Source organism: Vibrio ulleungensis (genome assembly GCF_016900875.1).
GTDB lineage: Bacteria > Pseudomonadota > Gammaproteobacteria > Enterobacterales > Vibrionaceae > Vibrio > Vibrio ulleungensis.
Genome location: NZ_JAFEUM010000007.1, coordinates 103,213 through 129,010, shown reverse-complemented (window position 1 = coordinate 129,010; position 25,798 = coordinate 103,213). Strand labels below are relative to the sequence as shown.

Annotated in this window: 23 protein-coding genes; 18 read left to right on the top strand and 5 right to left on the bottom strand. The window is 46.3% G+C overall.

The window, feature by feature from the left end; translation table 11 throughout:
• A complete protein-coding gene (ubiH, locus tag JQC93_RS16040) occupies positions 1 to 1,236 on the top strand; it encodes a 2-octaprenyl-6-methoxyphenyl hydroxylase (RefSeq protein ID WP_205159413.1) in 1,236 nt (411 codons plus the stop codon).
• Positions 1,233 to 2,462: an FAD-dependent 2-octaprenylphenol hydroxylase gene (locus JQC93_RS16035; RefSeq protein ID WP_205159412.1), complete on the top strand. Its 1,230-nt coding sequence runs from the start codon at positions 1,233 to 1,235 to the stop codon at positions 2,460 to 2,462. Before ubiH ends, JQC93_RS16035 begins: the two co-directional genes overlap by 4 nt.
• A gap of 60 nt (positions 2,463 to 2,522) precedes the next feature.
• On the opposite strand, the gene JQC93_RS16030 is transcribed toward JQC93_RS16035, so the two are convergent.
• The 3 genes from JQC93_RS16030 to ygfZ form a co-directional block, all read right to left on the bottom strand.
• Positions 2,523 to 2,729: a DUF1107 domain-containing protein gene (locus JQC93_RS16030; RefSeq protein ID WP_205159411.1), complete on the bottom strand. Its 207-nt coding sequence runs from the start codon at positions 2,727 to 2,729 to the stop codon at positions 2,523 to 2,525.
• A gap of 587 nt (positions 2,730 to 3,316) precedes the next feature.
• A complete protein-coding gene (locus tag JQC93_RS16025; protein WP_205159410.1) occupies positions 3,317 to 3,796 on the bottom strand; it encodes an aminoacyl-tRNA deacylase in 480 nt (159 codons plus the stop codon).
• Positions 3,783 to 4,700, bottom strand: coding sequence for a CAF17-like 4Fe-4S cluster assembly/insertion protein YgfZ (gene ygfZ, locus JQC93_RS16020; RefSeq protein WP_205159409.1), 918 nt, complete (start codon positions 4,698 to 4,700; stop codon positions 3,783 to 3,785). Before ygfZ ends, JQC93_RS16025 begins: the two co-directional genes overlap by 14 nt.
• 212 nt (positions 4,701 to 4,912) lie before the next feature.
• Between ygfZ and JQC93_RS16015 the strand changes: the two genes are divergently transcribed.
• Positions 4,913 to 5,176, top strand: coding sequence for an FAD assembly factor SdhE (locus JQC93_RS16015; RefSeq protein ID WP_205159408.1), 264 nt, complete (start codon positions 4,913 to 4,915; stop codon positions 5,174 to 5,176).
• Positions 5,177 to 5,288: 112 nt separating this feature from the next.
• Here JQC93_RS16015 and nadB read toward each other — a convergent pair whose 3' ends face one another.
• Entirely contained in the window at positions 5,289 to 6,899 is a 1,611-nt protein-coding gene (gene nadB, locus JQC93_RS16010; RefSeq protein WP_205159407.1) for an L-aspartate oxidase, read from the bottom strand.
• A gap of 228 nt (positions 6,900 to 7,127) precedes the next feature.
• Here nadB and rpoE point away from each other — a divergent pair, with 228 nt between their 5' ends.
• From rpoE to acpS, 11 genes are all read left to right on the top strand, one after another.
• On the top strand, positions 7,128 to 7,709 hold the full coding sequence (gene rpoE, locus JQC93_RS16005) for an RNA polymerase sigma factor RpoE (RefSeq protein WP_084883918.1): 582 nt from the start codon (positions 7,128 to 7,130) through the stop codon (positions 7,707 to 7,709).
• Between the two features lie 90 nt (positions 7,710 to 7,799).
• Positions 7,800 to 8,414, top strand: coding sequence for an RseA family anti-sigma factor (locus JQC93_RS16000; protein ID WP_205159406.1), 615 nt, complete (start codon positions 7,800 to 7,802; stop codon positions 8,412 to 8,414).
• Between the two features lie 3 nt (positions 8,415 to 8,417).
• Positions 8,418 to 9,383, top strand: a complete 966-nt coding sequence (rseB, locus tag JQC93_RS15995) for a sigma-E factor regulatory protein RseB (RefSeq protein WP_205159405.1) — start codon at positions 8,418 to 8,420, stop codon at positions 9,381 to 9,383.
• Positions 9,380 to 9,862 (top strand): SoxR reducing system RseC family protein, encoded by a 483-nt coding sequence (locus tag JQC93_RS15990; protein ID WP_205159404.1) that lies wholly within the window; start codon positions 9,380 to 9,382, stop codon positions 9,860 to 9,862. Before rseB ends, JQC93_RS15990 begins: the two co-directional genes overlap by 4 nt.
• 129 nt (positions 9,863 to 9,991) lie before the next feature.
• Positions 9,992 to 11,785, top strand: coding sequence for a translation elongation factor 4 (gene lepA, locus JQC93_RS15985; RefSeq protein WP_205159403.1), 1,794 nt, complete (start codon positions 9,992 to 9,994; stop codon positions 11,783 to 11,785).
• Positions 11,786 to 11,875: 90 nt separating this feature from the next.
• Positions 11,876 to 12,772 (top strand): signal peptidase I, encoded by an 897-nt coding sequence (gene lepB / locus JQC93_RS15980; RefSeq protein WP_205159402.1) that lies wholly within the window; start codon positions 11,876 to 11,878, stop codon positions 12,770 to 12,772.
• Positions 12,773 to 12,781: 9 nt separating this feature from the next.
• Positions 12,782 to 13,459 (top strand): ribonuclease III, encoded by a 678-nt coding sequence (gene rnc, locus JQC93_RS15975; protein ID WP_205159401.1) that lies wholly within the window; start codon positions 12,782 to 12,784, stop codon positions 13,457 to 13,459.
• Positions 13,452 to 14,435: a GTPase Era gene (era, locus tag JQC93_RS15970; RefSeq protein WP_205159400.1), complete on the top strand. Its 984-nt coding sequence runs from the start codon at positions 13,452 to 13,454 to the stop codon at positions 14,433 to 14,435. The genes rnc and era overlap by 8 nt, the downstream gene beginning before the upstream one ends.
• 6 nt (positions 14,436 to 14,441) lie before the next feature.
• Positions 14,442 to 15,155 (top strand): DNA repair protein RecO, encoded by a 714-nt coding sequence (recO, locus tag JQC93_RS15965; RefSeq protein ID WP_205159399.1) that lies wholly within the window; start codon positions 14,442 to 14,444, stop codon positions 15,153 to 15,155.
• On the top strand, positions 15,152 to 15,880 hold the full coding sequence (gene pdxJ / locus JQC93_RS15960) for a pyridoxine 5'-phosphate synthase (protein WP_205159398.1): 729 nt from the start codon (positions 15,152 to 15,154) through the stop codon (positions 15,878 to 15,880). Before recO ends, pdxJ begins: the two co-directional genes overlap by 4 nt.
• The gene (acpS, locus tag JQC93_RS15955) at positions 15,881 to 16,261 is read left to right on the top strand and encodes a holo-ACP synthase (protein ID WP_205159397.1); all 381 of its coding nucleotides are present in this window, start codon (positions 15,881 to 15,883) and stop codon (positions 16,259 to 16,261) included.
• Positions 16,262 to 16,280: 19 nt separating this feature from the next.
• On the opposite strand, the gene barA is transcribed toward acpS, so the two are convergent.
• Positions 16,281 to 19,067 (bottom strand): two-component sensor histidine kinase BarA, encoded by a 2,787-nt coding sequence (gene barA / locus JQC93_RS15950; RefSeq protein ID WP_205159396.1) that lies wholly within the window; start codon positions 19,065 to 19,067, stop codon positions 16,281 to 16,283.
• 224 nt (positions 19,068 to 19,291) lie between these two features.
• On the opposite strand from barA, the gene rlmD reads away from it, so the two are divergent.
• The 4 genes from rlmD (at position 19,292) to JQC93_RS15930 (ending at position 25,775) form a co-directional block, all read left to right on the top strand.
• A complete protein-coding gene (rlmD, locus tag JQC93_RS15945) occupies positions 19,292 to 20,626 on the top strand; it encodes a 23S rRNA (uracil(1939)-C(5))-methyltransferase RlmD (RefSeq protein ID WP_205159395.1) in 1,335 nt (444 codons plus the stop codon).
• Between the two features lie 83 nt (positions 20,627 to 20,709).
• Positions 20,710 to 22,929 carry a GTP diphosphokinase gene (relA, locus tag JQC93_RS15940; RefSeq protein WP_205159394.1) on the top strand — a complete coding sequence of 740 codons (2,220 nt, stop codon included), beginning with the start codon at positions 20,710 to 20,712 and terminating at the stop codon, positions 22,927 to 22,929.
• A gap of 200 nt (positions 22,930 to 23,129) precedes the next feature.
• Complete coding sequence (gene mazG / locus JQC93_RS15935; protein WP_205159393.1) at positions 23,130 to 23,990, top strand: nucleoside triphosphate pyrophosphohydrolase; 861 nt, start codon at positions 23,130 to 23,132, stop codon at positions 23,988 to 23,990.
• 147 nt (positions 23,991 to 24,137) lie between these two features.
• A complete protein-coding gene (locus JQC93_RS15930; RefSeq protein ID WP_205159392.1) occupies positions 24,138 to 25,775 on the top strand; it encodes a CTP synthase in 1,638 nt (545 codons plus the stop codon).
• Positions 25,776 to 25,798 lie beyond the last annotated feature (23 nt).

The following is a 25,798-nucleotide window of genomic DNA, read 5'->3' as shown; positions in this document are numbered from 1 at the left end:
GTGACCGAATATGATGTGATCATTGTCGGTGGGGCGATGACAGGAAGTTGTTTAGCACTAGCGCTTGAAGAGCTTAAGCAACCTTTGCGAATAGCAGTGATTGAAGCCAGTTCGGGGGATGACGAACACCCAGGATTTGATGCTAGGGCGATCGCATTAGCACAAGGCTCTATTGATCATCTGAAACAGTTAGGTTTATGGCAGTATATCTCTGCGTTTGCGCAACCGATATCTCGCATTGAGGTGTCCGACAGAGGCCATGCTGGTGCAACAGAAATGACTGCGCAAGATTATGGCGTTGGGCAGCTTGGCGCGGTTATTGAGCTCGAGCTTGTTGGTAAATCGCTGATTAACGCAGTAAAAGAGCGCAGTATCGATCTCTATCAACCAGATTCGATAAAAGAGATCGTTCAGCATCAGGATGACGTAGAGGTGTTCCTCAGCAGCGGAAATCATTTGCGTGGCAAACTGATCGTTGCAGCAGACGGAACGTTTTCGAGCACCTGTGAGCAAGTAGGGTTGAAGCGCGAAATTACCCCTTTTGGTCAACATGCTATTATTTCTAATATTGTTACCCAAGTGTCGCATGAACAATGCGCATTTGAACGATTTACGTCGTCAGGGCCTGTAGCGCTGCTTCCAATGCGTGCAGAACATCCTAATCAATCTCGAATGTCCCTTGTTTTGTGTGTGAACGAATCTCAAGTGCATCAGGTGAGTCAGTATTCAGATCAGCAATTTATAGACTACCTTCAATCAGCTTTTGGATGGCGTTTAGGGCGAATACTAAAAGCCGGTCAGCGTAGCCAGTACCCTTTATCTTTGCATCGCAGGCATACCACCACGCATCACCGAGTTGTAGCAATAGGTAATGCAGCGCAAACGCTCCACCCGATTGCGGGACAGGGATTTAATTTAGGACTGCGCGATGTCGTTGCTCTTGTGCGAGTGATTGCGTGTGGAACTTATGAATTGGGTTGCCCCAAACAACTGCTTAATTACCGAAAAGCAAGAAAAGCAGATGTCGACAATACGTGCTTACTCACGCATGCTCTTGTCACAACGTTTTCAACGAATAACCCATTAATTAGTGCGTCTCGCAACGTCGGCTTAATGGCGATGGACTGGCTCTCACCTGTGCAGCGACCGCTCGTTGAGCAAACCCTAGGGTGGGTTGGCTCTAGACCTCAACACTCGATGGTAAGCAGCGAACTAAATAGAGATGAAACATCATGATGAATAATGTAGACGTCGCTGTGATTGGCGGCGGAATGGTCGGTCTTACTCTTGCACTTGCACTTAAGCCATTAGGGTTGAGAGTGGCGGTTATTGAGAGCCAAGATTTGGATACGCCAATCTCAAATGAACCCGATAGTCGAGTCTCTGCGCTCAGTCGGGCAAGCGAAAACATTTTTCGAAACTTGGGAGTTTGGGCAGAGATAGAAGCATCACGTGTGACGGCATACCAAGCGATGGAAGTGTGGGAGCAAGACAGCTTCGCAAAGATTGAGTTTGACGCTATGCGTATGTCTCCAAGTAACCTAGGTTACATCGCTGAAAACCAAATCATTACTCATGCGTTATACCAGCAAGTTAAGCGCGAGAGCCATATTACATTGTTTAGTCAAACCAAATGTCAGTCTCTTAATATGGGCGAGTCTGAAGCGTGGTTGATGCTAGACAATGGACAAGGCCTAACGGCTAAGCTTGTTGTTGGGGCCGACGGTGCGAACTCTTGGATTCGTAAGCAGCAAGATATCCCTTTGACTCATTGGGATTATGGGCATACGGCTATAGTCGCCAATGTACGTACTACCGAGCCACACCAACGGATTGCGCGCCAAGCATTTACCCCGCAAGGGCCACTTGCATTTTTGCCACTGCACCAATCGCATCTTAGTTCGATTGTTTGGTCAGTCGACTCTCAAAAAGCAGAACGACTGATGTCTGTGGATGATGACGAGTTTGAGAAATCATTAACCGCTGAGTTCGATGCCAAACTGGGTATGAGTTATCTTCAATCCCCGCGTCGAGCATTCCCTTTGACCATGAGGTACGCACGTGATTTTGTTGTAGAACGTGTTGCCTTGGTTGGGGATGCTGCGCACACCATCCACCCGCTAGCAGGTCAAGGCGTTAATTTAGGTCTTTTAGATGCCGCGGCGCTGGCACAAGAGTTGGCGTCATTGGTCGATAAAGGAAAAGATATTGGTAGCAAAGCAAACCTGCGCCAATACGAACGTTGGCGAAAAGCCGAAGCAGCTAAAATGATTGCAGCGATGCAAGGTTTTAAAGATCTGTTTGAAGGTGATAATCCAGCGAAAAAACTCATTCGTGGCATTGGGATGAGCCTTGCAGGTCAACTTCCGGGTGCAAAACATGAAATTATGAATCGTGCATTAGGGTTGAAGGGCGAACTGCCCAATCTCGCAAAAGGGGTATTAGACCCCAACGCTCGATAGCCAAACACATATCCATTAAAAAAGGGCATCATTTGATGCCCTTATTCATAGCCAACTGATTTATGCGTATGCGAAGCGTAGGCGTTTAACTTCTTCGTTAACTTCTTTAACGGTCTTGAAGTCAAGTTGCTTAGCTTGCTTTGGCAAAATGAGTTTCCCTTCATCAAATTCAAATCGTCCGATTCCGTAGATATAAATACTGCCTTTAAATAGGCGCATTACATGTTTCGCAATCAGCCCCGGAAGGTAACGTTTAAATTTTCTCATTATTATTATCCTTATGTATTGCGGGTGCATTATAAACGCACACCAGTGACAGCTTTGTGACTGTTTTAGAGAAACTGGATTTTTCCTTATGCGTATTGGCTATTTTGAGCGCCCGTCATCGAAACCAATAAAAGGTACGCTGTTTAGCGTGCTTTGTAGCACAAAATTATATTTTTAGGATTGCACCACCGAATTTTAAAACAGGTGTGCAAACTTTTGCGCTAAACACAAGATTATCGTACGTATGAATATAGACTAAGGTTCAGGTAAAAAAGTTCAATATTTGGGAAGGATTTAATGACTTGCATTATTATGCAAAAAAAAGAACCCACACAGAGGTGGGTCAAAAGTCACAGATGCATTACACAGAACAGCAGGATAACTTGAGTTATTAGTCAATCTGCTGCGCTCGATAAGAATGAGATGCTCAAATTGAGTATCTTGGGCTTCCTAAAGAGTGAAATTACAATATATGTAGATGAATATTTATTCAATTTAAAAACAATAAAAATCATTGGTATGACCTGAGAGTAAGATCTCGATCGGTAATAGCATGAAATAATGCAACAGATGTCTCTATATTGAGATTAGCGGACAGAGCTTACCTGTACGGGATGACCTAACAAACGGCACAGCTCAATAAGGTCTGCGTACTTAATGCCAATGCCCAATAGAGGATTGCCGCTACTAATGGTGATACTTTCTGTTAAGGCTATATGGTGATCGAATACTCGGAAAACGCTCGTTGGGAGTAGTACAGGATTGACGGTGCCTAGGGCGTACCCACAACGGGATTCTACATCGGTGGGGGCGACACAGGTGACTCGTCGACAATCAAAGTGAGAGCGAACTGCTTGTGGAATGACGCGCTTAGTTCCGCGGGTACAGGCGAGGTACAACTGATCATCCAAATCTCTCATCAATACACATTTGAGCATGCTGTCAGCAGAGATCCCGCGTGCTTGTGCGGTCTCTTCAATCGTTCGAGTAGAGTACGATTGACTATGAAGGGTATAAGGAATGTGGTGGCGATCTAAGATCGCCACCAAAGGGTTATTCTTGCTCATCAAGTGTGTAAGGTAGCTTACCAAGTGCCCAGAGAGTATCGGTTCCCGCAAGGCGAAGTTGAGCATCTGTGGCGGTGTCATTGGCTAGAATAATGGTGGCATAAGCTGTTTCTCCAACCACTACACATTCAATTAACTGCCCAGCACTGCGCCAATTTTCGCCGACTGCGCGTTCAAGCGATAATGGTTGAGTTGCATCAGCACCCATCAACCCTGTGACAATAAACAAGGCACGCTTATTGGTTCCTCTGTACTTTGCCCGTGCAACGGTCTCTTGACCTGTGTAACAACCTTTATCGAAGCTAATCCCACCGATGGCCTGTAGATTAAAGGCTTGCGGGATATGCTGATTTTGATTGTTCTCATCCACACGAGGAATACCGTTGGCAATGTCGTGCTGTTGCCAAACGCCTTGCTCTATCAATGACAAAGAGTGCTCATCGATAAGTGATTGCAGACGTTCTGCTTCGCCAATGACGACGGTTCTTGTGGCATCGACGTTCACCGATTGAAGCTTTGCTGTTTGGTCTACAGCAATAGACTCATCTGAAATGATGCCCATTAACTCACTTTCAGAAAGCACCATTTCTAGTTTGGAGAAAACCGAATATTTTTTTAGCTCGAATAAGGCTTTTTCTGCACCTAATCGAGGTAACAGCAATCCGTACCCACCGTCGATATGAAAAATCCTAAACAAGCTCCAGACTTTACCTTTGGCGTCACAATGGGCACCAAACGTGAATTGATTAGCTTCGAGAGAAACAACATCACAGGTCAGTTGGCCCTGCAAATACGATTTACTATCTGGGCCCGTTACAGTGATTAAAGCCCAATCTCTTAACCAAGTGGCAGAAGGTGTGGTTAACGGGTTAGTGCTTATCTGGTTGTAATATATGTCGGTCATGATGTGCTTTCCTGCTATCGCCGTATTGTGGTGAGTTGTAAACCACTAAGATCATTAGCGACATGGTAATTAGCTTAAGACCATTTGTCTAAAAGCTTTTTTTTGTACAGCTTTAATTTCTGTGACGTTAGGCGGTTTAACGTAGAGAACCGATAGTGCAGTAGCAAACACCTTGTTACACTCGAACGACTAACTTTGCCCAAGGAAGTGACATGTACAGTACAGAAGACAAAGCCCGTATAAAATGGGCCTGCCGCCGAGGCATGCTTGAGCTCGATGTGGTCATAATGCCTTTTTTTGAAGAATGTTTTGAGACGTTAACGGAACAAGAGCAGAAAGATTTCGTGTCGTTATTAGAGTGCGATGATCCGGATCTTTTCACCTGGATAATGGGACACGGTCGCAGTGAGAATTTAGCTCACGCTTCAATGATCGATAAGATAGTCGCACACAATTTGAGCAAAGTTCGCTCTTAGTTAATCGCTTCCGAATTCAATTGATAGCTTACATGCTAAGCGTGTTTGCTCTCTTTATCTGATCTTTACATAAAGATAAAAAAACCACCGAAGTCGGTGGTTTTTTTTGACTCTATTTTAGTTCTTTAGGGTCTAAAATGGTGGGCTTGCTGTCAGGCAGTTTGTCGGGGTAGTCCAACGTATAATGCAAGCCGCGGCTCTCTTTGCGCTTCATTGCACAATGTACCATTAGCTCGGCAACCTGTAACAAATTACGCAACTCCAACAAGTTGTTCGATACTTTGAAATTTGCGTAGTAATCGTGAGTCTCAAGCTTAAGCAGTTCGATACGTCTTAACGCTCTCTCCAAGCGTTTATCGGTACGTACAATGCCCATGTAATCCCACATAAACAAACGCAGTTCATGCCAGTTATGCTGAATAATAACTTCTTCATCTGAGTGGGTAACTTGGCTTTCATCCCATTGCGGCAAATTAGTTGGAGCAGGGATTTTATGCAGCTGACGCAAAAGATCATTAGCGGCGGACCAAGCATAAACGACACACTCTAGAAGTGAATTAGAAGCCATGCGATTGGCACCATGCAGACCGGTATAGCTGACTTCGCCAATAGCGTACAAGTTTCGAATATCGGTGCGACCAGATTGATTTACGATAACACCACCACAGGTGTAGTGGGCCGCTGGTACCACAGGGATCGGCTCTTTGGTCATGTCGATACCCAACTCTTTAAGCCTATGATCTATGGTCGGGAAATGCTTTTGAATAAACTCGGCAGGCTTATGACTGATGTCTAAGTACATACAATCGGCACCAAGGCGCTTCATTTCAAAGTCGATAGCGCGAGCAACAACATCGCGCGGCGCTAACTCTCCACGCTCATCGAAGTCGGGCATAAAACGAGTGCCATCGGGACGCTTAAGATAAGCCCCTTCACCACGAAGAGCTTCAGTCAGCAAGAAGTTTCGTGCATCGGGATGGAATAAGCAGGTTGGGTGGAACTGATTAAATTCCATATTGGCAACCCGACACCCAGCGCGCCAAGCCATAGCGATACCGTCTCCAGATGAAACATCCGGGTTGGAGGTGTATTGGTACACTTTTGATGCGCCACCAGTGGCTAATACCACCGATTTGGCGCTGATGGTTTCAACTTGCTCGCTGTCTCTATTCCAGACATAAGCTCCAATGACCGTACCATCTTCTGAATCAGGATCATCTAAGATCAGATCTAACGCATTGTGGCGCTCAAATATGGATATGTTGGGGTGATTGATGACGTTGTCTTGGAGAGAGTATTGCATCGCCTTACCTGTAGCGTCGGCTGCATGCAAAATTCGTCGATGACTGTGTCCACCTTCGCGGGTTAGGTGGTATTTAGTCTCGGAGTCGTCGCTATTTTCGATTTCATCAAAAGGCACGCCACCATCGATGAGCCACTGTACACATTGACGAGCGTTTTCGGCTATAAATTCAACGGTTTGCTTTTCACAAAGTCCTGCGCCTGCGACCAATGTGTCGTCAACATGTGATTCGACGGTGTCATCTTCGTCAAATACAGCGGCGATACCACCTTGAGCATAAAACGTTGCGCCTTCGCTGCTCAATCCCTTGCTAAGAACGATTACCTTAGCATTGTTGGCGACGTGTAAGGCCAAAGATAGACCTGCTGCACCGCTTCCTATCACCAATACGTCACACTGGTGTCCTTGCGCTCGACTCATACTCACTCTACTTAGACATACTTAACCGAGAGATTATCCTTGGCGGTATATCTTCCCAAATAAGAAAGAGATAAGATTACCTCACATCCCATTGTAAAAAAAGTTCATTCAGTGGGAACTTTCGTCTAATCAATGAGTCATAAATAGTGCTCGACAGATCTAGTCGTCACATCGGGCCAATATTGATAATAAAAAATATAGCCCCGGAGCAGAGGAGTAACGGCTCGAATGAGCGAGCAATTGACCGATCAAGTTTTGGTTGAGCGTGTACAGCAGGGTGACAAACAAGCATTTAATTTACTGGTAGGAAGATACCAGACCAAAGTATGCAATTTGATAGCTCGATACGTCAATAATCCAAGTGATGTGCCCGATGTTGCCCAAGAGGTGTTCATTAAGGCCTATCGCTCAATTGGCTCTTTCCGTGGTGAAAGTGCTTTTTACACATGGTTATACCGCGTGGCTGTAAACACGTCGAAGAATCACTTAACCTCGGTGGGCCGTAAGCCGCCTGCCAGTGATGTAGATGCTGTCGAAGCAGAAAACTTTGAACTGGGTAGCAATTTGAGAGAAATAACGAACCCAGAGAACTTAACGTTGTCCAATGAATTGAAGCAGCATATTTTTGCTGCCGTGGCTGAGTTGCCAGACGATCTTAAAACCGCCATTACTCTTCGTGAGATTGAAGGTTTGAGTTACGAAGAAATTGCTCATGTCATGGAGTGCCCCGTGGGTACAGTTCGTTCACGAATTTTTCGCGCACGAGACGCGGTGGATAAACGCATCCAACCGTTGATGGAGCGTACTTAATTTGAGCATTACCTTTTGGTAGCTCGTGATTGGTTCATGTTTGCGAATGCTTATTGCGCACATGAGTCTTTAAAGAACTAGGTGAATACAATGGCAAACAGAGAGCAAGTGTCCGCTTTGATGGATGGCGAAAGCATAGATATCGAGGTCATTCATGATCTTGAAAACGATGCTCAGCTAGGTCGCTCTTGGCAAAATTACCATGTGATTGGCGATACCTTACGAGGTGAAGAACCGCTCAATCCACAATGGGATATCGCAGCGTCTGTGGCGGCTGCACTCGAACAAGAGCCTGCACATAACCCTCATGCACTCCATGAAGGGCCATCTGTTGTGCCAGTTCAGCAAGTCGATGAGCAACCGACACCTAAGCAAGCTCGTTGGAGTCGTCCAGCTTGGTTGTCTCAACTGGGTCAAGTTGCGATTGCTGCCAGTGTGTCGTTGGCTGTTGTTGTCGGTGTTCAGCAGTATTCTGGCATTGGCGGTGAAGACGCGGCAATTACACAACCACCTGTGTTACAAACCGTTCCATTTGCAGGGACTGTTGAACCAGTGAGCTTGACTCAAGACTCATTACGCAGCAGCGTTGAACCACAACTCACCGAACAAGAGTTGATGCAGCAACGCCAAAAAATTAATGCAATGATGCAGGACTATGAGTTACAACTGCGTTTCCTTTCCGGCGAGCAGGTGGTCACCGAATAATCTATGAAAACCCGCTTTTTAGCTATTCTATTGCTCTTGAGTTCACTGCTAACCTCAGTTGCGCACGCTCAAGAGCCCTCAGCAGAAACACTGTTGCAGAGACTTAATCAAGCCAGTCAAACTCTGAACTACGAGCTATCGTACATTCTTATCCGTAAAAACAGCATTGAGCCCATTCTTTATCGACAAGCTAGCGATATAGAGGGGGACAGATTTGCTCAACTCATTTATTTAAGCGGCCCTGTACGAGAAGTCATTCTACGTGGTGGCGAAGTGAGCTACATCGAACCTGGCATTGAACCTTTTTCAGTCAAATCGACCAATATGGTGGCACCACTTATGCCAATGTTGAACGTCGATATTGACAGTCTAGCGAGCGCCTACGACTTTGTTGCTATGGGGAGAGCAAGAGAGGCCGGAGTATCTGCGCAAGTGGTTCGCATCGTGCCTAAAGATGGAAAACGCTACTCTTACGTGGTGTGGATAGACGAAAACTCCTATCTACCGATCCGTGGTGATCTTGTGGATCGAACCGGTGAAGTCCTAGAGCAATATCGAACGGTCGCTTTTACCGTTGACGATAAGCTTGCGGAGCTAATGGTTGGGTTAAAAGACGTTGAACTGCCGCCAGTATTTAAGCTGCCCAATAATCGTGTGAGTGATTCAAATTGGATCGTCAATAACGTTCCTGTCGGCTTTGAAGCTAAGCCCCATACTCGTTACCGAATGCCTCTGACCAACAAAGTGGTTGAGAGCCAGATTTTTAGTGACGGGCTTTTTCAGTTCTCGGTGTACATTACTGAACAAGACAACCTCACTCTGCGCAATCAGCTAGTGCGTCAAGGTCGACGTACTTTCCAGTCTCAGCAACTAGGAGACAAAGAAGTGATTGTTGTTGGGGACATCCCACCAGAAACGGCAAATGAAATTGCCCGTTCAGTCAGCTTTGCAGCGGTCGCGCAACCATGATGACGGCCATAGCGACTGTGGCAGAAGTCAGTAAAGAGCCACAGGGATTTAAAGCGGTGTTATCGTGTCAACAGCAAAGCAGCTGCTCAGGGTGTGCTTCCAAATCGAACTGTGCAACGGGCCAAGTGACCAAGGTTATTGGTAACCGAGAACACTTGTGGACGCTGTTTACCGACCAACCATTGCAGGTAGGCGAACAAGTTGAGATAGGCTTTCCAGAGTCTGAAATCGTCAAAAACGCTGCAAAAATGTACCTGATTCCTTTGCTAGCCATGCTGTTAGGCAGTGTATTAGCTAACCTTGTTTACCACTCTATGGGGGGGCAGGGAGAAGTTGCCGCTATACTAGGTGGAGCACTAGGCTTTGTTGGCAGCCTTTTGTGGCTCAAGCGAGGCTTTGCACATTCAGTCCATTCACGCTCTCAACAAGTCACTTTAATTCGCCAGTTAGGCGCAGCCATACAAATCCATCAACCCTAAAAGCACCTCACTCAATACCAAAACCGATAGCGAGTCGTCTATTTTTTGGGTAGAATCTCGCAACTTGTACTAATTTGTCCTTTTGTTGGACTGATTTCACTTATCTATTGGAAGTTGTCACACCCTATTATGAAGCACATTCGTAACTTTTCGATTATCGCCCACATCGACCATGGTAAATCTACACTTTCGGATCGCTTGATCCAGGAATGTGGTGGTCTGAGTGCTCGTGAGATGGAAGCTCAAGTATTGGATTCGATGGACCTAGAGCGTGAGCGCGGGATCACCATCAAATCTCAAAGTGTGACTTTGGATTACCACGCCAAAGACGGTGAAACCTATCAACTTAACTTCATCGACACCCCTGGACACGTAGACTTTTCTTACGAAGTATCGCGTTCACTGGCCGCCTGTGAAGGCGCTTTGCTTGTTGTCGATGCCGGTCAAGGTGTTGAAGCTCAAACCTTGGCGAATTGCTATACCGCGATCGAAATGGATCTCGAGGTTGTGCCAATTCTGAATAAAATTGACTTACCAGCTGCCGATCCAGAGCGCGTATCTGAAGAGATTGAAGAAATCGTCGGTATTGATGCAATGGAAGCGACCCGCTGTTCAGCAAAAACGGGTCTTGGTGTCGATGATGTTTTAGAGAACATTGTCGCTTCGATTCCTGCTCCTGAAGGCGATCCCGATGCGCCGCTTCAAGCGCTTATCATCGACTCTTGGTTTGATAACTACTTAGGCGTTGTGTCGCTAGTTCGGATTAAGAACGGCAAACTAAAGAAAAACGATAAAATTAAAGTGATGAGCACCGGCCAAATTTGGGGTGTTGATCGCATTGGTATCTTTACGCCTAAGCAAATTGATGCAGACGGTTTAAATACTGGCGAAGTTGGCTGGGTAGTGTGTGGTATCAAAGATATCTTAGGCGCACCGGTGGGCGATACGCTGACGCTTGCTAAAGGCGGCAGTGACGAGGCATTACCAGGATTTAAAAAGGTAAAACCACAGGTTTATGCAGGTTTGTTCCCTGTATCGTCAGACGATTACGAAAACTTTCGTGATGCGCTGGGCAAATTGAGCCTGAACGATGCGTCGCTATTTTATGAGCCAGAAAACTCCGCAGCACTCGGTTTCGGCTTCCGCTGTGGTTTCTTAGGTATGCTTCACATGGAAGTTGTCCAAGAGCGTCTAGAGCGAGAATACGACCTCGATCTAATTACTACCGCCCCTACGGTAGTGTATGAAGTCGAGAAAACCGATGGCACAATATTGTATGTAGACAGCCCTGCTAAATTGCCTGCAGTGAACGATTTGAATGAAATTCGTGAGCCAATAGCGCGTTGTAATATTTTGGTTCCATCTGACTACTTGGGTAACGTTATCACCTTGTGTGTAGAGAAGCGTGGTATTCAGGTTGATATGGTGTACCACGGCAATCAAGTGGCTATCACTTACGATATTCCTATGGCTGAAGTAGTACTCGATTTCTTCGACCGTCTCAAATCGACGTCTCGCGGCTACGCGTCATTGGATTATAATTTCCACCACTACATGACTTCGGACATGGTACGTGTTGATGTGATGTTGAATGGTGACCGTGTTGACGCCTTGGCGATTATTACGCACAAAGCACAATCACAGTCTCGTGGTCGATTGCTGGTTGAGAAAATGAAAGAGTTCATTCCTCGTCAGATGTTCGACATCGCCATACAGGCGGCTATTGGTAACCACATCATCGCTCGTTCGACGGTGAAGCAGTTGCGTAAGAACGTAATCGCAAAATGTTATGGCGGTGACGTAAGCCGTAAGAAAAAGCTATTGAAGAAACAGAAAGAAGGTAAGAAACGTATGAAGCAGATCGGTAATGTCGAACTGCCTCAAGAAGCGTTCTTAGCGATCCTTCATGTCGGCAAAGACTAAACTTTTTGCCGCTAAATCGCTCTAAGGAAGTGAAAGGGTGAAGGCCCTTTCACTTTCGTATTTTTAGAACATGCTAAATAAGGGATTGGAATGGCCAATACATTTTCGCTGATCTTGGTAATAGCTACATTGGTTACCGGCATCGTATGGGCGTTAGAGAAATGGGTTTGGGGTAAAAAGCGTCTCGCAGAAGTCGAAGAAATTGAAGCTCAAACTACAGGGTTAGACCAAGAGACAAAAACCAAGCTGCTTGCCCAGCCTTGGTGGATAGAAAATAGCGTCTCTATTTTCCCTGTCATCGGTTTTGTATTGGTTTTACGTTCATTTTTATATGAACCGTTTCAAATCCCTTCAGGGTCGATGATGCCAACCTTGCTCGTTGGCGACTTCATCGTAGTTGAAAAATTTACTTACGGGATAAAAGATCCTGTTTGGCGTAATCAACTGGTTGAAATGGGTAAACCTGAACGCGGCGACATCGTGGTGTTTAAATACCCTAAGCAAGAGAACATAGACTACATTAAGAGAGTGATCGGTGTTCCGGGAGATACTGTTGGCTACAACGCTCGTAAAGAGCTATGTCTGAAAAAAGCGGGAGAGACGACCTGTAATCCATTGGAGCTTAACAACGTTAAAGAGAGTCCATACTCACTTAATGGCGTACCACTGGCTCAACTGGATGAAAAAATTGATGACAACCAGCACCAGATCCTAATCAACCCATTGCGTCGTTATAGCACTAGCGACTACTACCCGAGAGCGGGGACCAATCAATGGGTTGTGCCAGAAGGACAGTACTTTGTGATGGGTGATAACCGAGATCACAGTGCTGACAGCCGCTACTGGGGCTTTGTACCAGAGGCTAATTTAGTCGGTAAAGCAACTGGCATTTGGATTAGCTTTGAATTTGAACGTGGTGGCGACAGTATTCTGCCGTCATGGATACCTACGGGTGTTCGTTTTAGCCGCATTGGTGGAATAGACTAGCGAGAGAAAATGACCTCGACATTAGATAGACTAGAAAGACGGATTGGGTATCAGTTTAAAGATATCAACCATCTTGAAATGGCGCTGACACACCGCAGCGCCAGTGGAAAACACAACGAACGTCTTGAGTTTCTGGGCGATTCAATTTTAAGTTTTGTCATTGCTGATGACTTATACCATCGTTTCCCAAAGGTGAATGAAGGCGATATGAGCCGCATGCGTGCGTCGCTTGTTCGCGGTGACACTTTGGCTGAACTTGGTCGTGAGTTTGAGCTTGGAGATTACTTAAAATTAGGTCCAGGTGAATTGAAAAGCGGTGGTTTCCGCCGTGACTCGATCCTTGCAGATGCGATTGAAGCCATCATTGGTGCTGTCTACTTGGATAGCGATACCGATCAGGTACAAAGCATTGTATTGAAGTGGTATCAACCTCGATTAGATGCCATTCAACCCGGTGTGTCACAAAAAGATCCGAAAACGCGTCTGCAAGAACATTTGCAAGCGCAGCGTATGCCTTTACCTCAGTACGATGTGACTAAGATAAAAGGTGAAGCGCACAACCAGCAGTTTACTGTTACGTGCGTTGTTGCTGGCTTAGAGAAGCCAGTTGTAGGAATCGGAACCAGTCGACGCAAAGCGGAACAAGCAGCGGCTGACCAAGCATTGGAGCGCTTAAGCCATGTCTAAGCACCAAGATGACGAACAAGAGTTTGATCTCGACGCATACTTCGCAGAGCAAGCCGAACCCAAAAAGAGTGATCCAGAGGATCAGCACTGTGGCTTTATTGCCATTGTAGGCCGACCCAATGTTGGTAAATCTACGCTGCTCAACCAAATCTTGGGCCAAAAACTCTCCATTACATCGCGTAAACCTCAGACCACACGCCACCGCATTATGGGCGTGGAGACCGAGGGTGATTATCAAGCGATTTACGTAGATACCCCTGGATTGCACATTGAAGAAAAGCGCGCCATAAACCGCTTAATGAACCGAGCTGCAAATTCATCGTTAAGTGATGTTAATTTGGTGTTCTTCCTTGTGGAAGGTACGCACTGGACGGCTGATGACCAGATGGTGCTGACGAAGTTGGCTAAGTCCAATTTCCCAGTCGTATTGTGTGTCAACAAGGTGGATAACGTTAAAGACCGCAATGACGTCATGAACCACATGCATGAGCTGTCTCAAAAAATGCAGTTTGTGGATGTGGTGCCTATTTCCGCCAAGCAAGGCAAGAACATCGACGTACTGCGTAAGCACGTCCGTGATCATTTGCCAAAAGCCACGCATCACTTCCCGGAAGAGTATGTGACCGATCGATCTCAGCGTTTTATGGCTTCAGAAATTGTCCGTGAAAAGTTGATGCGTTTTACGGGCGAAGAACTGCCTTACTCAGTCACCGTTGAAATTGAGCGTTTCGATTACAACCCAGAAACAGATGGGTTTCACATCAACGCGCTAATTTTGGTTGAACGTGATGGCCAGAAGAAAATGGTCATTGGCAAAAAAGGCGAAAAGATCAAAACCATTGGCCGCGAAGCACGCTTAGATATGGAAGAGCTGTTTGGTCGTAAGGTGTACCTAGAAACATGGGTTAAAGTGAAATCTGGATGGGCCGATGACGAACGTGCATTACGCTCTTTAGGGTACATTGACGACCTTTAAACGCCTATGAGTGATGGATTACAGCGCTGTTTCGTATTGCACCGACGTCCTTATACTGAAACCAGTTTGATTCTGGATGTGTTCAGTGAAGAGTATGGTCGCGTCACGCTGTTATCCAAAGGCGCTCGTAGTAAGCGCTCCCAACTCAAAGGAGCGCTGCAACCTTTCACCCCATTATTGTTAAAGTGGGGTGGGCAAGGTTCGATGAAAACCCTGCGTCAATGTGAACCCATAAGCCTCGGATTACCTTTGTCTGGAGTTACGTTGTATTCCGGCATGTATGTCAATGAGTTGCTGGGGCGAGTGTTGGCTAAAGAAGTCCCTTTTCCTGCGCTGTTCCACGATTACTTGCTTGTTCTTACAGAGCTAGCCGCCACCGAAAATCCCGAACCTGCATTACGAAGATTTGAGTTAGCTTTGCTGTCCGCTATGGGCTATGGCGTCGATTTTTTGCATTGTGCTGGAACTGGCGAGCCTATCGAACCCGATATGACGTATCGCTTTCGAGAGCAGAAAGGGTTTATCGCCTCTATCAAAATGGATCAGATGACCTTTAAAGGTGACGAGCTCATCGCAATTAGTGAGCGGCGTTTTACTACCCCTTCTCAACTTAAAGCTGCTAAACGCTTTACACGCATGGCGTTAAAGCCTTATCTTGGCGGTAAACCATTAAAGAGTCGCGAGTTATTTGTTCCTCGCGCACGGAGTTTAAATCAATGAATCCTATTTTTCTTGGGGTCAATATTGACCACATCGCAACCTTACGTAACGCTCGTGGAACCAAATACCCAGATCCAGTACACGCAGCCGAAATCGCGGAGCGCGCTGGTGCGGATGGCATCACTATCCACCTTCGTGAAGATCGTCGCCATATCCTAGATCGTGATGTACGTATTCTTCGTGAAACCATTCAGACGCGAATGAATCTTGAGATGGCCGTGACCGACGAAATGGTGCAAATCGCGCTGGATACTCAACCAGAGTTTGTGTGTTTAGTACCAGAAAAGCGTGAAGAGTTGACCACTGAAGGTGGCTTGGACGTTGCTGGTAACTTAGAACGCGTTAAAGCAGCAACTAAAACTCTGTCTGATGCTGGTATTAAAGTGTCTCTGTTCATCGACCCCGACAAAGCTCAAATTGATGCTGCAAAAGCGTGTGAAGCCCCTTTTATTGAGCTTCATACAGGCCACTACGCAGAAGCGACTAGCGAAGAGCAGGCGCAAGCTGAATTGAAGAAAATCGCCGCTGGCGCCAGTTATGCTGACGACCTTGGTATCACCGTCAACGCGGGTCACGGTCTTACCTATCACAATGTTGGCCCTATCGCGGCACTGCCTGAGATTTATGAACTCAATATCGGTCACTCAATTATGGGACGAGCGGTATTTGATGGGTTAAGTAAAGCAGTAGCCGATATGAAAGCAATCATGGATCAGGCTCGCTAAATGGCCATTCTCGGCTTGGGAACAGACATTGCCGAGATTGAGCGAGTGCAAAAAGCGCTCGCTCGTACTGGCGATCCTTTTGCCCGTCGCATACTGACCGAGCAAGAGTGGCAAACTTTTTGTCAAACCAAGCAGCAGGCCAAGTATTTAGCCAAACGCTTTGCGGCCAAAGAAGCTGCGTCGAAAGCTTTAGGGACTGGCATAGCAAAAGGGGTTAGTTTTCAAGATTTCGACACCAGCAATGATGAGTATGGTAAGCCGCTTCTCGCCTTGAGTGGTGAAGCGCAAAAACGTGCAGCTTCAATGGGTGTAAACCATGTGCACCTTTCCATATCTGACGAGCGCCACTATGCCGTGGCGACGGTAATACTAGAGTCTTAATACCGATTATAAAGCAATGCTAGGCTTTCAAGTAAAGCGGTGCAGCGATCTTCACTTTTTCCATTTCATCTTGCAATTCAAACAGCTCAGGTTCGACGTCTTCGATGTTACTTCCGCTACGAAGGGCGGACTCAAGTTGATGACAGATCCCTTTAAGGCGTGGTACACCGCTGTACGCGCAACTTCCATGCAACTTGTGCACAAGATCTAACAGCAACTGCTTATCACCTTGCTCTTGAAGGGCATTGTTGACCTCATGCTCAACCTCTGGCAGCAACTCAACCAACATTTGCAGCATCTCTTTTGCCAAGTCTGGTTTGCGCGCGGCTTGAACCAATGCAGACTCCCAATCGATGATCATATCGAGGTGTTGAGCCTCTGCTGTACTTTCTTCCGCTTTTGTCGCGGCGCCACTCTCATCAAGCTGACTCTCAGATAAAACATTAGAGACATCAATTGGGCTCCACTCGGTCAGCAACTGCTGTAATCTTTGTTCATCGATGGGCTTGGTTAAATAGTCGTCCATACCGGCATTGATTAAACGATCGCGCTCCCCTGACATTGCATGTGCCGTAACCGCAATCACAGGAGTCGCATTATTAAGTGCCGTGGTTTTAATCGCTTCACAAGCTGCAACGCCGTCCATGCCAGGCATTTGAATATCCATAAATACAATATCAAACGCTTGCTGCTGCGCTGCATGGACAGATTCGTGCCCATTAGTGCAAGATACGACAGAGTCCACCAGCTCATTTAACAATGCAGTGATTAATTTTAGATTGGCGCCATTGTCATCGACAGCTAAGACCTTCAAGGGTAATTTAGATACGCTCAACGGCAACTCTATTGGCGTCGTTAATGCGCTAGGTGGCGCGTGTCGAAGCAGTGCCTCCAGTAATCGCTCACGAGCGAATGGCTTTGTGAGTGGCGTAAGATTGTCTATTTCGTTTAACTGTTCAGCAAAGGCAAGTTCGGTACTTGGCACGCCGACAACCATTTCCTGCGACGCGTTAGCAATTTCAATGAGGCGTTGTTTTTCTTGTTGATGATCAATCGGTGCATTCGGGGTTAAATTGTAAATAACGAGATCGAGTTGATCCGATTTCTGTGGCATCTGTGTGTGATGCTCAATAGTTACTCCCACATCCTTAAGCTGGTATTTAGTTGCGTTAGCAACATTCAAATTAGGCTCAATTAACAGAAGCTTACGCCCAGCAAGTCGCTCGATAGAGACGTAATCGACAGGGAGGTTGCTACTGCTCACGACAATGGTAAACCAGAAGCTAGAACCTTGGTGAAGTCGGCTGGTCAGTGTGATCTCACCACCCATCTGTTTCACCAGTCGTTGAGTGATCACTAGGCCAAGACCGGTACCACCATAGCGACGAGAGATGCTTGCATCACCCTGACTAAAGGCTTGGAATAGCTCGGACTGCTGGCGCTCTGAGATACCAATACCAGTATCTTGAACCATAAATTGCAGTTCAACGGAGTCGTCTGACTGATTTCTCAGTTCAACCGAAATATCAATGTTGCCGCGCTCGGTAAACTTAATCGCATTGCCAACTAAGTTAGTGAGAACCTGCTGAATACGCAGCGGATCACCGACGATGCTAGGCGGAATGCTTGGGTCAATGGTGAGGCTAAGCTCAAGTCCTTTTTCGTGTGCGCTGGTTGCTTGTAAAGAGACGACCTCTTCAATGCTGCCTCTAAATTCAAACGGGATATTTTCAAGAGATAGCTTCCCAGCTTCAAGTTTCGAGAAATCTAATATGTCGTTGATAATGCTAAGCAAATTATTGGCTGAGCGTTCGATGGTTTGCAAGTAGTCGGCTTGGCTGCGAGATAGCTGTGTCTTGAGCATTTGTCGAGTAAACCCGATTACGCCATTGAGCGGTGTGCGGAGTTCGTGTGACATGTTTGCTAAGAACTCAGACTTAACTCGCGCGGCTTCTTGAGCGCGCTTTTTAGCGATATCGAGCTCAACGTTTTGAATCTCTAGTTGCTCTAAGGTTTCTCGAAGGTCTGATGTCGCTTGGTCAATACTGTGTTGCATTTCGACGTGGTACTCAGCCAAGGAGATCGCCATGGCGTTGATACCATTTTTAAGGGAATCTAGCTCACCGTGCATGGTGCCCTCAATTCGAGAGTCCAACTGTCCACGTCGAATGGCATCCACAATGTTTTTCATTCGGCTAATAGGAACCGTCACGTCTTGCATCAACCTGTAGGCAAATATGCCCGACAGCGTTAAGCCCAGCAACATCACGCCTAACGCAATAACAATTTCCTGATACTGTTGCAGTCTCAATCCAGAAAGATCCAGCTCAATAGCAATGTAGCCTAGCGTAGGTGCAGTCGTTTGCGACTCACTCGGTAGCACTAGTCGCTGCTCTGCACGAATTGGTGAGCGGATAACAAGGTGTCCATTAACCATTTCAGTCTGACTGTGCATCGGAATTTCAGCCTCTTGACTGAAACTAAGGCTGTCAAAGTTTGGATGGAAATTAGAAGTAACAAACAATTGGTGCTTACTATCAAACACCGCAATACTACGAACAACGTTAGAGTGTTTGCGGTGAGCGTAGCTAATAAGGCGTCTTACTGCTTCGCGGTTTTGTTGGTTAAGCGCCAACTCACTGGCCAGTGCCAGTGGTTCACTGATGCTGGTTCCTGAGTCAATTAACTGTTTTTCCAGATCGTTATAACGATTTAAGGTAAAAAATAGGCTCAGTAATAATCCCACTATGAGTGTTGGGGCTAGGGTGAGGGTTAATACTCGCGCTCTTAAACCGTATCGTGTCATTTTACTATTATTACAATCTGTATAGTTCTATGGGAGAATGCGTGGCGAGCTCTAATGCAGGGTTATCCTGAGCTGGCTAGGCAGTGAACGGCACTGAGAACCGCATTGTCTGTTTATTATGATAGCTTAATCAACTCTTTATCTAACAACAATCATTGAATTGAATTTGTGTGGCAGCCTACTCGTTTGCACAGTCGATTCTTACACCGTCGAGAACGTTCGAAATGGCAAGAATATTTAAGCCGAGCAAGAAAACTAGCATTGATGCTAAACACTATGAGATCAACATTGAACGCTTGGATCACCAAGGCGCAGGGATCGGCTACAAACAAAAGAAGCTGGTCTTTGTTGAAGGAGCATTGCCCGGCGAGCGCGTGCTTGTTCAAAATGTTGAGCAAAAAAGTAAGTTTGCTCGAGCTAGGCTAATTAAAGTTCTTAGTGCCAGCGAGAGTCGCGTCGATCCCATTTGTCCACACTACCATCAATGCGGTGGGTGTAATCTCCAGCACTTAAATGCCGCTGAGCAGGTCGAGATGAAGCAGCAGAGCTTAACGCAGCAAATGCAAAAGTTCGCGCAAGTATCGATTGCACAGGATGCCCCTATTTTATCAAGTGAGATAGGGTATCGCAGGCGAGTTCGCTTCAGTGTGCGTAAAGATCGTAAGGCTGGGACGATTGATTTTGGATTTAGAGAAAAGAAAAGCAATCGCATTGTTAATGTTAAACAGTGCCCAGTACTAGCTGAGCCATTACAACTATTGATCGCGCCGATCAGAGAAGCGCTTAATAACATGAGTCGTGCAGAGTCTGTTGGACACATAGAGTTAACACAAACAGACAGCGGCTTAACCTTGTATTTGCGTGTCACACAAGCGCTGACGCAGTCTGACGCAGCGTTATGGGAAGCATTGTGTACCCAACACTCCTTGACTTATTACTTGCACGCCGGTGATCAGCAAGCACAGCGAAATCTTGGTCCTGCACCATTTTATACGCTTGACACTATTGAACTTGATTTTCTACCTAGCGACTTCATTCAAGTTAATGCGCAAGTGAACAAGGAGATGGTTGCTCAAGCTTTGGATTGGTTGGCTATCCATCAACAAGACAATGTATTGGATCTATTTTGTGGGATGGGAAACTTTAGTTTACCAATAGCCAAACAAGCACACAGTGTCATTGGCATTGAAGGTGTACCCGACATGGTCGAGCGCGCGTCTGACAATGCCACTAAAAATCAGCTCAGTAATGCACGGTTTTTGCATGCTAATTTGGAAGAGTACAGGCTCGACAAAAACCTGACACAATTTGGCATAGAAAGCGGCACAATGACCAAAATATTGCTCGATCCAGCGCGTGCGGGGGCGGCAGAAATCGTAGAGCAGCTCCCTGCATTAGGTGTTGAGAAAATACTGTACGTATCTTGTAACCCAACTACGCTAAGTCGAGACAGTAAAGTGTTACTGGATAATGGCTATGTGTTGGCTAAATTGGGGATCATGAATATGTTTCCCCACACAGCGCATATCGAGAGTATGGCGCTGTTTGAAAAAGCGTAGTCCATATAAAAAAGCCTACGCAAAGAACGGTTTTTGGTTAAAATGCCGATAATAAACATCATTACTATAAGGACATTGTTAAGATGGTTGCAGTTCGAAGTGCTCACATACACAAAGATGAAGCCTTTGAGTTAGACGGTTGGATAGAAAGCTTAGCGTTAGACGCTAAATCTGCTAAACGTCTGCACAAAGTGTATCTCGAATGTGAGCAACTGCTAAATAATCACGAACAGAAAGAGCTGCTACTGTGGCGTGGTCGAGAGATGATAGAAATCTTGATCACCTTATCAATGGACCGTTCCACACTGATCGCTGCGATGTTATTCCCTGTCGTATCCAGCGGTATGTTTGAGCGCGAACTCCTTGAAGAGGAGTACGGCAAAGAGATCATCAAGCTAATTGATGGCGTCGAAGAGATGGCCGCAATTGGCCACCTAAACACCTCACAATCGGGCAGCGCAACTGCGCAAGTCGATAATGTTCGTCGAATGCTGCTGGCAATGGTCGACGATTTTCGCTGTGTGGTCATTAAGTTGGCAGAGCGAATCTGTAACCTACGCGAAGTGAAAGATGCACCGGATCAAGTTAGGCAAGCTGTCGCTAAAGAGTGCGCCAATATCTATGCGCCATTGGCCAACCGCTTGGGTATCGGTCAGTTAAAGTGGGAAATAGAAGACTACGCCTTTCGGTACCAACACTCCGATACATATAAAGCCATTGCCAAGCAATTAGCAGAGCGCCGCATTGATCGCGAGCATTACATCGATGATTTTGTGAATGATTTATTGTCGGAAATGAAAGCGACCGGCATTAATGCCGAAGTGACGGGCAGACCGAAACACATTTATAGCATCTGGCGAAAGATGCAGAAGAAAAACCTCGCTTTTGACGAACTGTTTGATGTGCGAGCGGTGCGCATTATTGCTGACAAACTGCAAGATTGTTATGGCTCGCTAGGCATCGTTCACACCAAATATAAGCACCTCCCGTCGGAGTTTGACGACTACGTTGCCAATCCAAAACCCAACGGCTACCAATCGATCCACACTGTGGTACTTGGGCCGGGCGGCAAAACCATCGAAATACAGATCCGAACCAAGCAGATGCATGAGGACTCGGAACTCGGAGTCGCGGCGCATTGGAAATACAAAGAGGGTGGCAGCGGTGGTCGTAGTGGCTACGATGAAAAAATCACTTGGTTGCGTAAGCTGCTAGATTGGCAAGAAGAGATGTCGGACTCTGGTGAGATGCTCGATGAGCTTCGCTCACAAGTCTTTGACGATCGCGTTTATGCGTTTACGCCGCGCGGGGATGTGGTCGACCTTCCAATGGGCGCAACACCACTCGATTTTGCCTACCACATTCACTCAGAAGTGGGGCACCGTTGTATTGGGGCCAAGGTCGCTGGCCGCATAGTGCCGTTTACCCACAAATTAGAAATGGGCGATCAGGTTGAGATCATCACCTCTAAAGAGCCGAACCCATCACGAGACTGGTTAAACCCATCTTTGGGGTTTGTGCACTCAGGACGAGCCCGTGCGAAGATCAACGCGTGGTTTAGAAAGCAATCTCGCGAGAAAAACATTGAAGCGGGTAAAGAAATACTCGAAGCAGAGTTGGCTAAAGTTGGCGCCAAATCGAAGGATGCCGCTAGCTACGCTCTAAAGCGTTTTAACGTGAACTCAACTGACGAGTTATACGCTGGTATTGGCAGCGGTGATTTAAGGATCAATCAGATCATTAATCACATCAATGCTATGGTGAATAAACCGAGCGCTGAAGAAGAAGACAAACAGGTTCTTGAGAAACTGCAAGAGTCCAAAGAGAAAGCGCCTGCGACCAGTCGCCCGCATAAAGACGCGGTTGTGGTGGAAGGGGTTGATAACCTAATGAGTCACCTTGCGCGTTGTTGTCAGCCTATCCCCGGTGACGACATTTGTGGGTATATCACTCAAGGTCGCGGCATTTCAGTTCACCGCAGCGATTGTGTTCAGCTTGAAGAGTTATCGCATCACGCACCTGAACGGATCATCGAAACCGTCTGGGGCGGCGGGTTTGTCGGCAACTATGTGGTCACCGTTCGTGTAGAAGCACTGGAACGTGTGGGGTTACTGAAAGACATTACAACGCTACTTGCCAACGAAAAAGTGAAGGTGCCGACTATGCGCAGCCGCAATGATTATCGTCGTCAAATGTTGGTGATGGATTTTGACTTACAGCTCCCCAATGTTGAAGGACTCAGTCGTATTTTGTCACGCGTTGAGCAAATAAGAGATGTTATGTCAGTGAAGCGAATGGGGTAATGCCTTTCGTTGCTGACTATGATTTAAGGTTAGTGGCTTTAATCTAAGAAATGCAAAAATATGGTCTGACTAATAGAGCGAGGTGTTGTCATCTCGCTTTTTTATTAAACGCAGACTATTTGAAATTTAATGTTATACCCATCGAAGTCATTAACTGGTCAGGAAATTGGTTTGGTTGGTATTAATGCAGGAGAACGGCAATGAGTCACCCAATAGAACAACTAGAGTCGATTATGGCGAAACTTCGGGACCCTAAAACAGGGTGCCCTTGGGACAGCAAACAAACGTTCGAGACGATAGTCCCACACACTATTGAAGAAACTTATGAAGTTGCCGACGCTATTCATTCGCAAGATTGGGCACACCTTAAAGAAGAGCTGGGCGATCTGCTGTTTCAAGTGATTTTTTATGCTCAGATGGCCAAAGAGCAGCAGTGGTTCGATTTTTCGGATGTGGTGGAAACGCTCAACGAGAAGTTGGTTAGGCGACACCCACATGTGTTTGACGAACAAGCTTCTCGTGACCTCAGTGACGAACAACTTAACGCGCAGTGGCAGCAGATTAAACAGCAAGAAAAGGCGCTTAAAGCTACACAGGCCTTGTCTACAGAATCATCGAGTGAAACAGGAGTAAGCAAAGATGCACAAAGTATTCTAGACTCAATACCAGCATCGATGCCGCCACTTTTACGTGCCACAAAAATGCAAAAGGCGTGCGCTAAAGTAGGGTTTGATTGGGACAGCTTGGGCCCAGTGGTGGATAAGGTTCAAGAAGAGGTCCAAGAGGTCGTGGATGAGGCGGTGCAAGTCGACATCGACCAAGACGCGCTTGAGTTAGAGATTGGCGATCTGTTGTTTGCGGTGGTTAATTTGTCTAGGCATCTAGGCAAAAACCCTGACCAAGCACTGCTAAAAGCCAACCAAAAGTTTGAATCTCGCTTTAGAAAAGTAGAAATGATGGTACAGGCTGAAAGTAAAACGTTAAAAGATTACAACCTTGATCAGTTAGATGGGTTCTGGAACCGAGTGAAACAGCAAGAAAGCGGAAAAACTAGACAATAGTGTAGTTTTTTTTCATTATTGATTTACAGCAAGAAACAAAAGCAGAGGGTGTGCTAGATTTCACGTTGTAGTGGAAAAGGGGTTTTGGTATAGTTGCGTCCCGTCCAGAGAACCCATTTCCCTCATTCAACCAACTTCAGGTTAAACATGACGACAAATTATATTTTTGTGACTGGCGGGGTCGTATCCTCCCTAGGTAAAGGTATTGCAGCAGCATCGCTGGCAGCAATTTTAGAAGCTCGTGGTCTTAACGTGACCATTATGAAGCTTGATCCTTACATTAATGTCGATCCAGGCACCATGAGCCCGACGCAGCATGGTGAAGTGTTCGTAACTGAAGATGGTGCAGAAACCGATCTTGACCTTGGTCACTATGAGCGTTTCATTCGTACCAAGATGACCAAACGCAACAACTTTACTGCAGGTCGTGTATACGCAGACGTTCTACGTAACGAACGTCGTGGTGACTACTTAGGCGCCACAATTCAAGTTATTCCACATATCACCAATTCCATCAAAGACCGTGTAATTGCCGGCGGCGAAGGCCATGATGTTGCCATCGTTGAGATTGGCGGAACAGTGGGTGATATTGAGTCGCTACCGTTTATGGAAGCGATTCGTCAGTTAGCTGTAGAGCTTGGCCGCGAGCGTGCCATGTTTATGCACCTAACGTTGGTTCCTTACCTTGCCGCAGCCGGTGAAGTGAAAACTAAGCCAACACAGCACTCAGTGAAAGAGCTGCTTTCTATCGGTATTCAACCTGATATTCTCGTCTGTCGTAGTGACCGCAACATTCCTGCCAACGAGCGTCGTAAGATTGCTCTGTTCTGTAACGTTCAGGAAAAAGCGGTTATTTCGATGCGCGACGTCGACTCTATCTACAAGATCCCTCAACTGATTAAAGGCCAAGGCCTGGATGATCTCGTATGTACTCGATTCGGCATTAACGCACCAGAAGCTGATTTGTCTGAATGGGAACAAGTTATCTATGAAGATGCTAACCCAACAGGCGAAGTGACTATCGGTATGGTCGGTAAATACATCGAACTACCGGATGCATACAAGTCAGTGAACGAAGCGCTTAAGCACGCAGGTCTTAAGAACCGCTTAAGCGTCAACATTAAGTATGTTGATTCACAAGATGTCGAGTCAAAAGGCTTTGAAGTCCTTGAAGAGCTAGACGCAATCTTGGTTCCTGGCGGATTCGGCGATCGTGGTATTGAGGGCAAAATTATGGCTGCTCAGTATGCGCGTGAAAACAAAATTCCTTACTTAGGCATTTGTCTAGGTATGCAAGTAGCACTGATTGAATACGCGCGTAATGTGGCGAATATGGAAGGTGCTCACTCTACAGAGTTTAATAAAGAATCTCCTTTCCCTGTTGTTGGCCTAATCACTGAGTGGGTCGATAAAGAAGGTAAAGTTGAAGAGCGTACAGAAACGTCTGACTTAGGCGGTACTATGCGTCTTGGCTCGCAGCTGTGTCACCTAGAAAAAGGCACCAAAGCTCACGAGCTGTACGGTAATGCGAAGATCCATGAGCGTCACCGTCACCGTTACGAAGTGAATAACAATCTTCGTCCGCAAATTGAAAAAGCTGGTCTAAAAGTATCGGGTTTGTCTGCGGATAAGAAGTTGGTGGAAGTGATTGAAAACCCAGCACACCCTTGGTTTGTTGCGGCTCAATTCCACCCAGAATTTACATCGACACCACGCGATGGTCACCCGCTGTTTACCGGCTTTGTTAAAGCGGCTGGCGAAAACCAACGTGGCGAATTGAAGTAAAAGGATACGGGCGGTTGCTTAAG

What these genes read in the sequence shown, in the direction of transcription:
- JQC93_RS15990 (WP_205159404.1), top strand. Translation starts at nt 9,380, where the DNA reads ATGATGACGGCCATAGCGACTGTGGCAGAAGTCAGTAAAGAGCCACAG.
- JQC93_RS16030 (WP_205159411.1), bottom strand. Translation starts at nt 2,729, where the DNA reads ATGAGAAAATTTAAACGTTACCTTCCGGGGCTGATTGCGAAACATGTA.
- JQC93_RS16000 (WP_205159406.1), top strand. Translation starts at nt 7,800, where the DNA reads ATGGCAAACAGAGAGCAAGTGTCCGCTTTGATGGATGGCGAAAGCATA.
- barA (WP_205159396.1), bottom strand. Translation starts at nt 19,067, where the DNA reads ATGACACGATACGGTTTAAGAGCGCGAGTATTAACCCTCACCCTAGCC.
- mazG (WP_205159393.1), top strand. Translation starts at nt 23,130, where the DNA reads ATGAGTCACCCAATAGAACAACTAGAGTCGATTATGGCGAAACTTCGG.
- rlmD (WP_205159395.1), top strand. Translation starts at nt 19,292, where the DNA reads ATGGCAAGAATATTTAAGCCGAGCAAGAAAACTAGCATTGATGCTAAA.
- rseB (WP_205159405.1), top strand. Translation starts at nt 8,418, where the DNA reads ATGAAAACCCGCTTTTTAGCTATTCTATTGCTCTTGAGTTCACTGCTA.
- nadB (WP_205159407.1), bottom strand. Translation starts at nt 6,899, where the DNA reads ATGAGTCGAGCGCAAGGACACCAGTGTGACGTATTGGTGATAGGAAGC.
- JQC93_RS15930 (WP_205159392.1), top strand. Translation starts at nt 24,138, where the DNA reads ATGACGACAAATTATATTTTTGTGACTGGCGGGGTCGTATCCTCCCTA.
- JQC93_RS16035 (WP_205159412.1), top strand. Translation starts at nt 1,233, where the DNA reads ATGATGAATAATGTAGACGTCGCTGTGATTGGCGGCGGAATGGTCGGT.
- JQC93_RS16015 (WP_205159408.1), top strand. Translation starts at nt 4,913, where the DNA reads ATGTACAGTACAGAAGACAAAGCCCGTATAAAATGGGCCTGCCGCCGA.
- ygfZ (WP_205159409.1), bottom strand. Translation starts at nt 4,700, where the DNA reads ATGACCGACATATATTACAACCAGATAAGCACTAACCCGTTAACCACA.
- era (WP_205159400.1), top strand. Translation starts at nt 13,452, where the DNA reads ATGTCTAAGCACCAAGATGACGAACAAGAGTTTGATCTCGACGCATAC.
- rnc (WP_205159401.1), top strand. Translation starts at nt 12,782, where the DNA reads ATGACCTCGACATTAGATAGACTAGAAAGACGGATTGGGTATCAGTTT.
- relA (WP_205159394.1), top strand. Translation starts at nt 20,710, where the DNA reads ATGGTTGCAGTTCGAAGTGCTCACATACACAAAGATGAAGCCTTTGAG.
- lepB (WP_205159402.1), top strand. Translation starts at nt 11,876, where the DNA reads ATGGCCAATACATTTTCGCTGATCTTGGTAATAGCTACATTGGTTACC.
- rpoE (WP_084883918.1), top strand. Translation starts at nt 7,128, where the DNA reads ATGAGCGAGCAATTGACCGATCAAGTTTTGGTTGAGCGTGTACAGCAG.
- JQC93_RS16025 (WP_205159410.1), bottom strand. Translation starts at nt 3,796, where the DNA reads ATGAGCAAGAATAACCCTTTGGTGGCGATCTTAGATCGCCACCACATT.
- acpS (WP_205159397.1), top strand. Translation starts at nt 15,881, where the DNA reads ATGGCCATTCTCGGCTTGGGAACAGACATTGCCGAGATTGAGCGAGTG.
- pdxJ (WP_205159398.1), top strand. Translation starts at nt 15,152, where the DNA reads ATGAATCCTATTTTTCTTGGGGTCAATATTGACCACATCGCAACCTTA.
- lepA (WP_205159403.1), top strand. Translation starts at nt 9,992, where the DNA reads ATGAAGCACATTCGTAACTTTTCGATTATCGCCCACATCGACCATGGT.
- recO (WP_205159399.1), top strand. Translation starts at nt 14,442, where the DNA reads ATGAGTGATGGATTACAGCGCTGTTTCGTATTGCACCGACGTCCTTAT.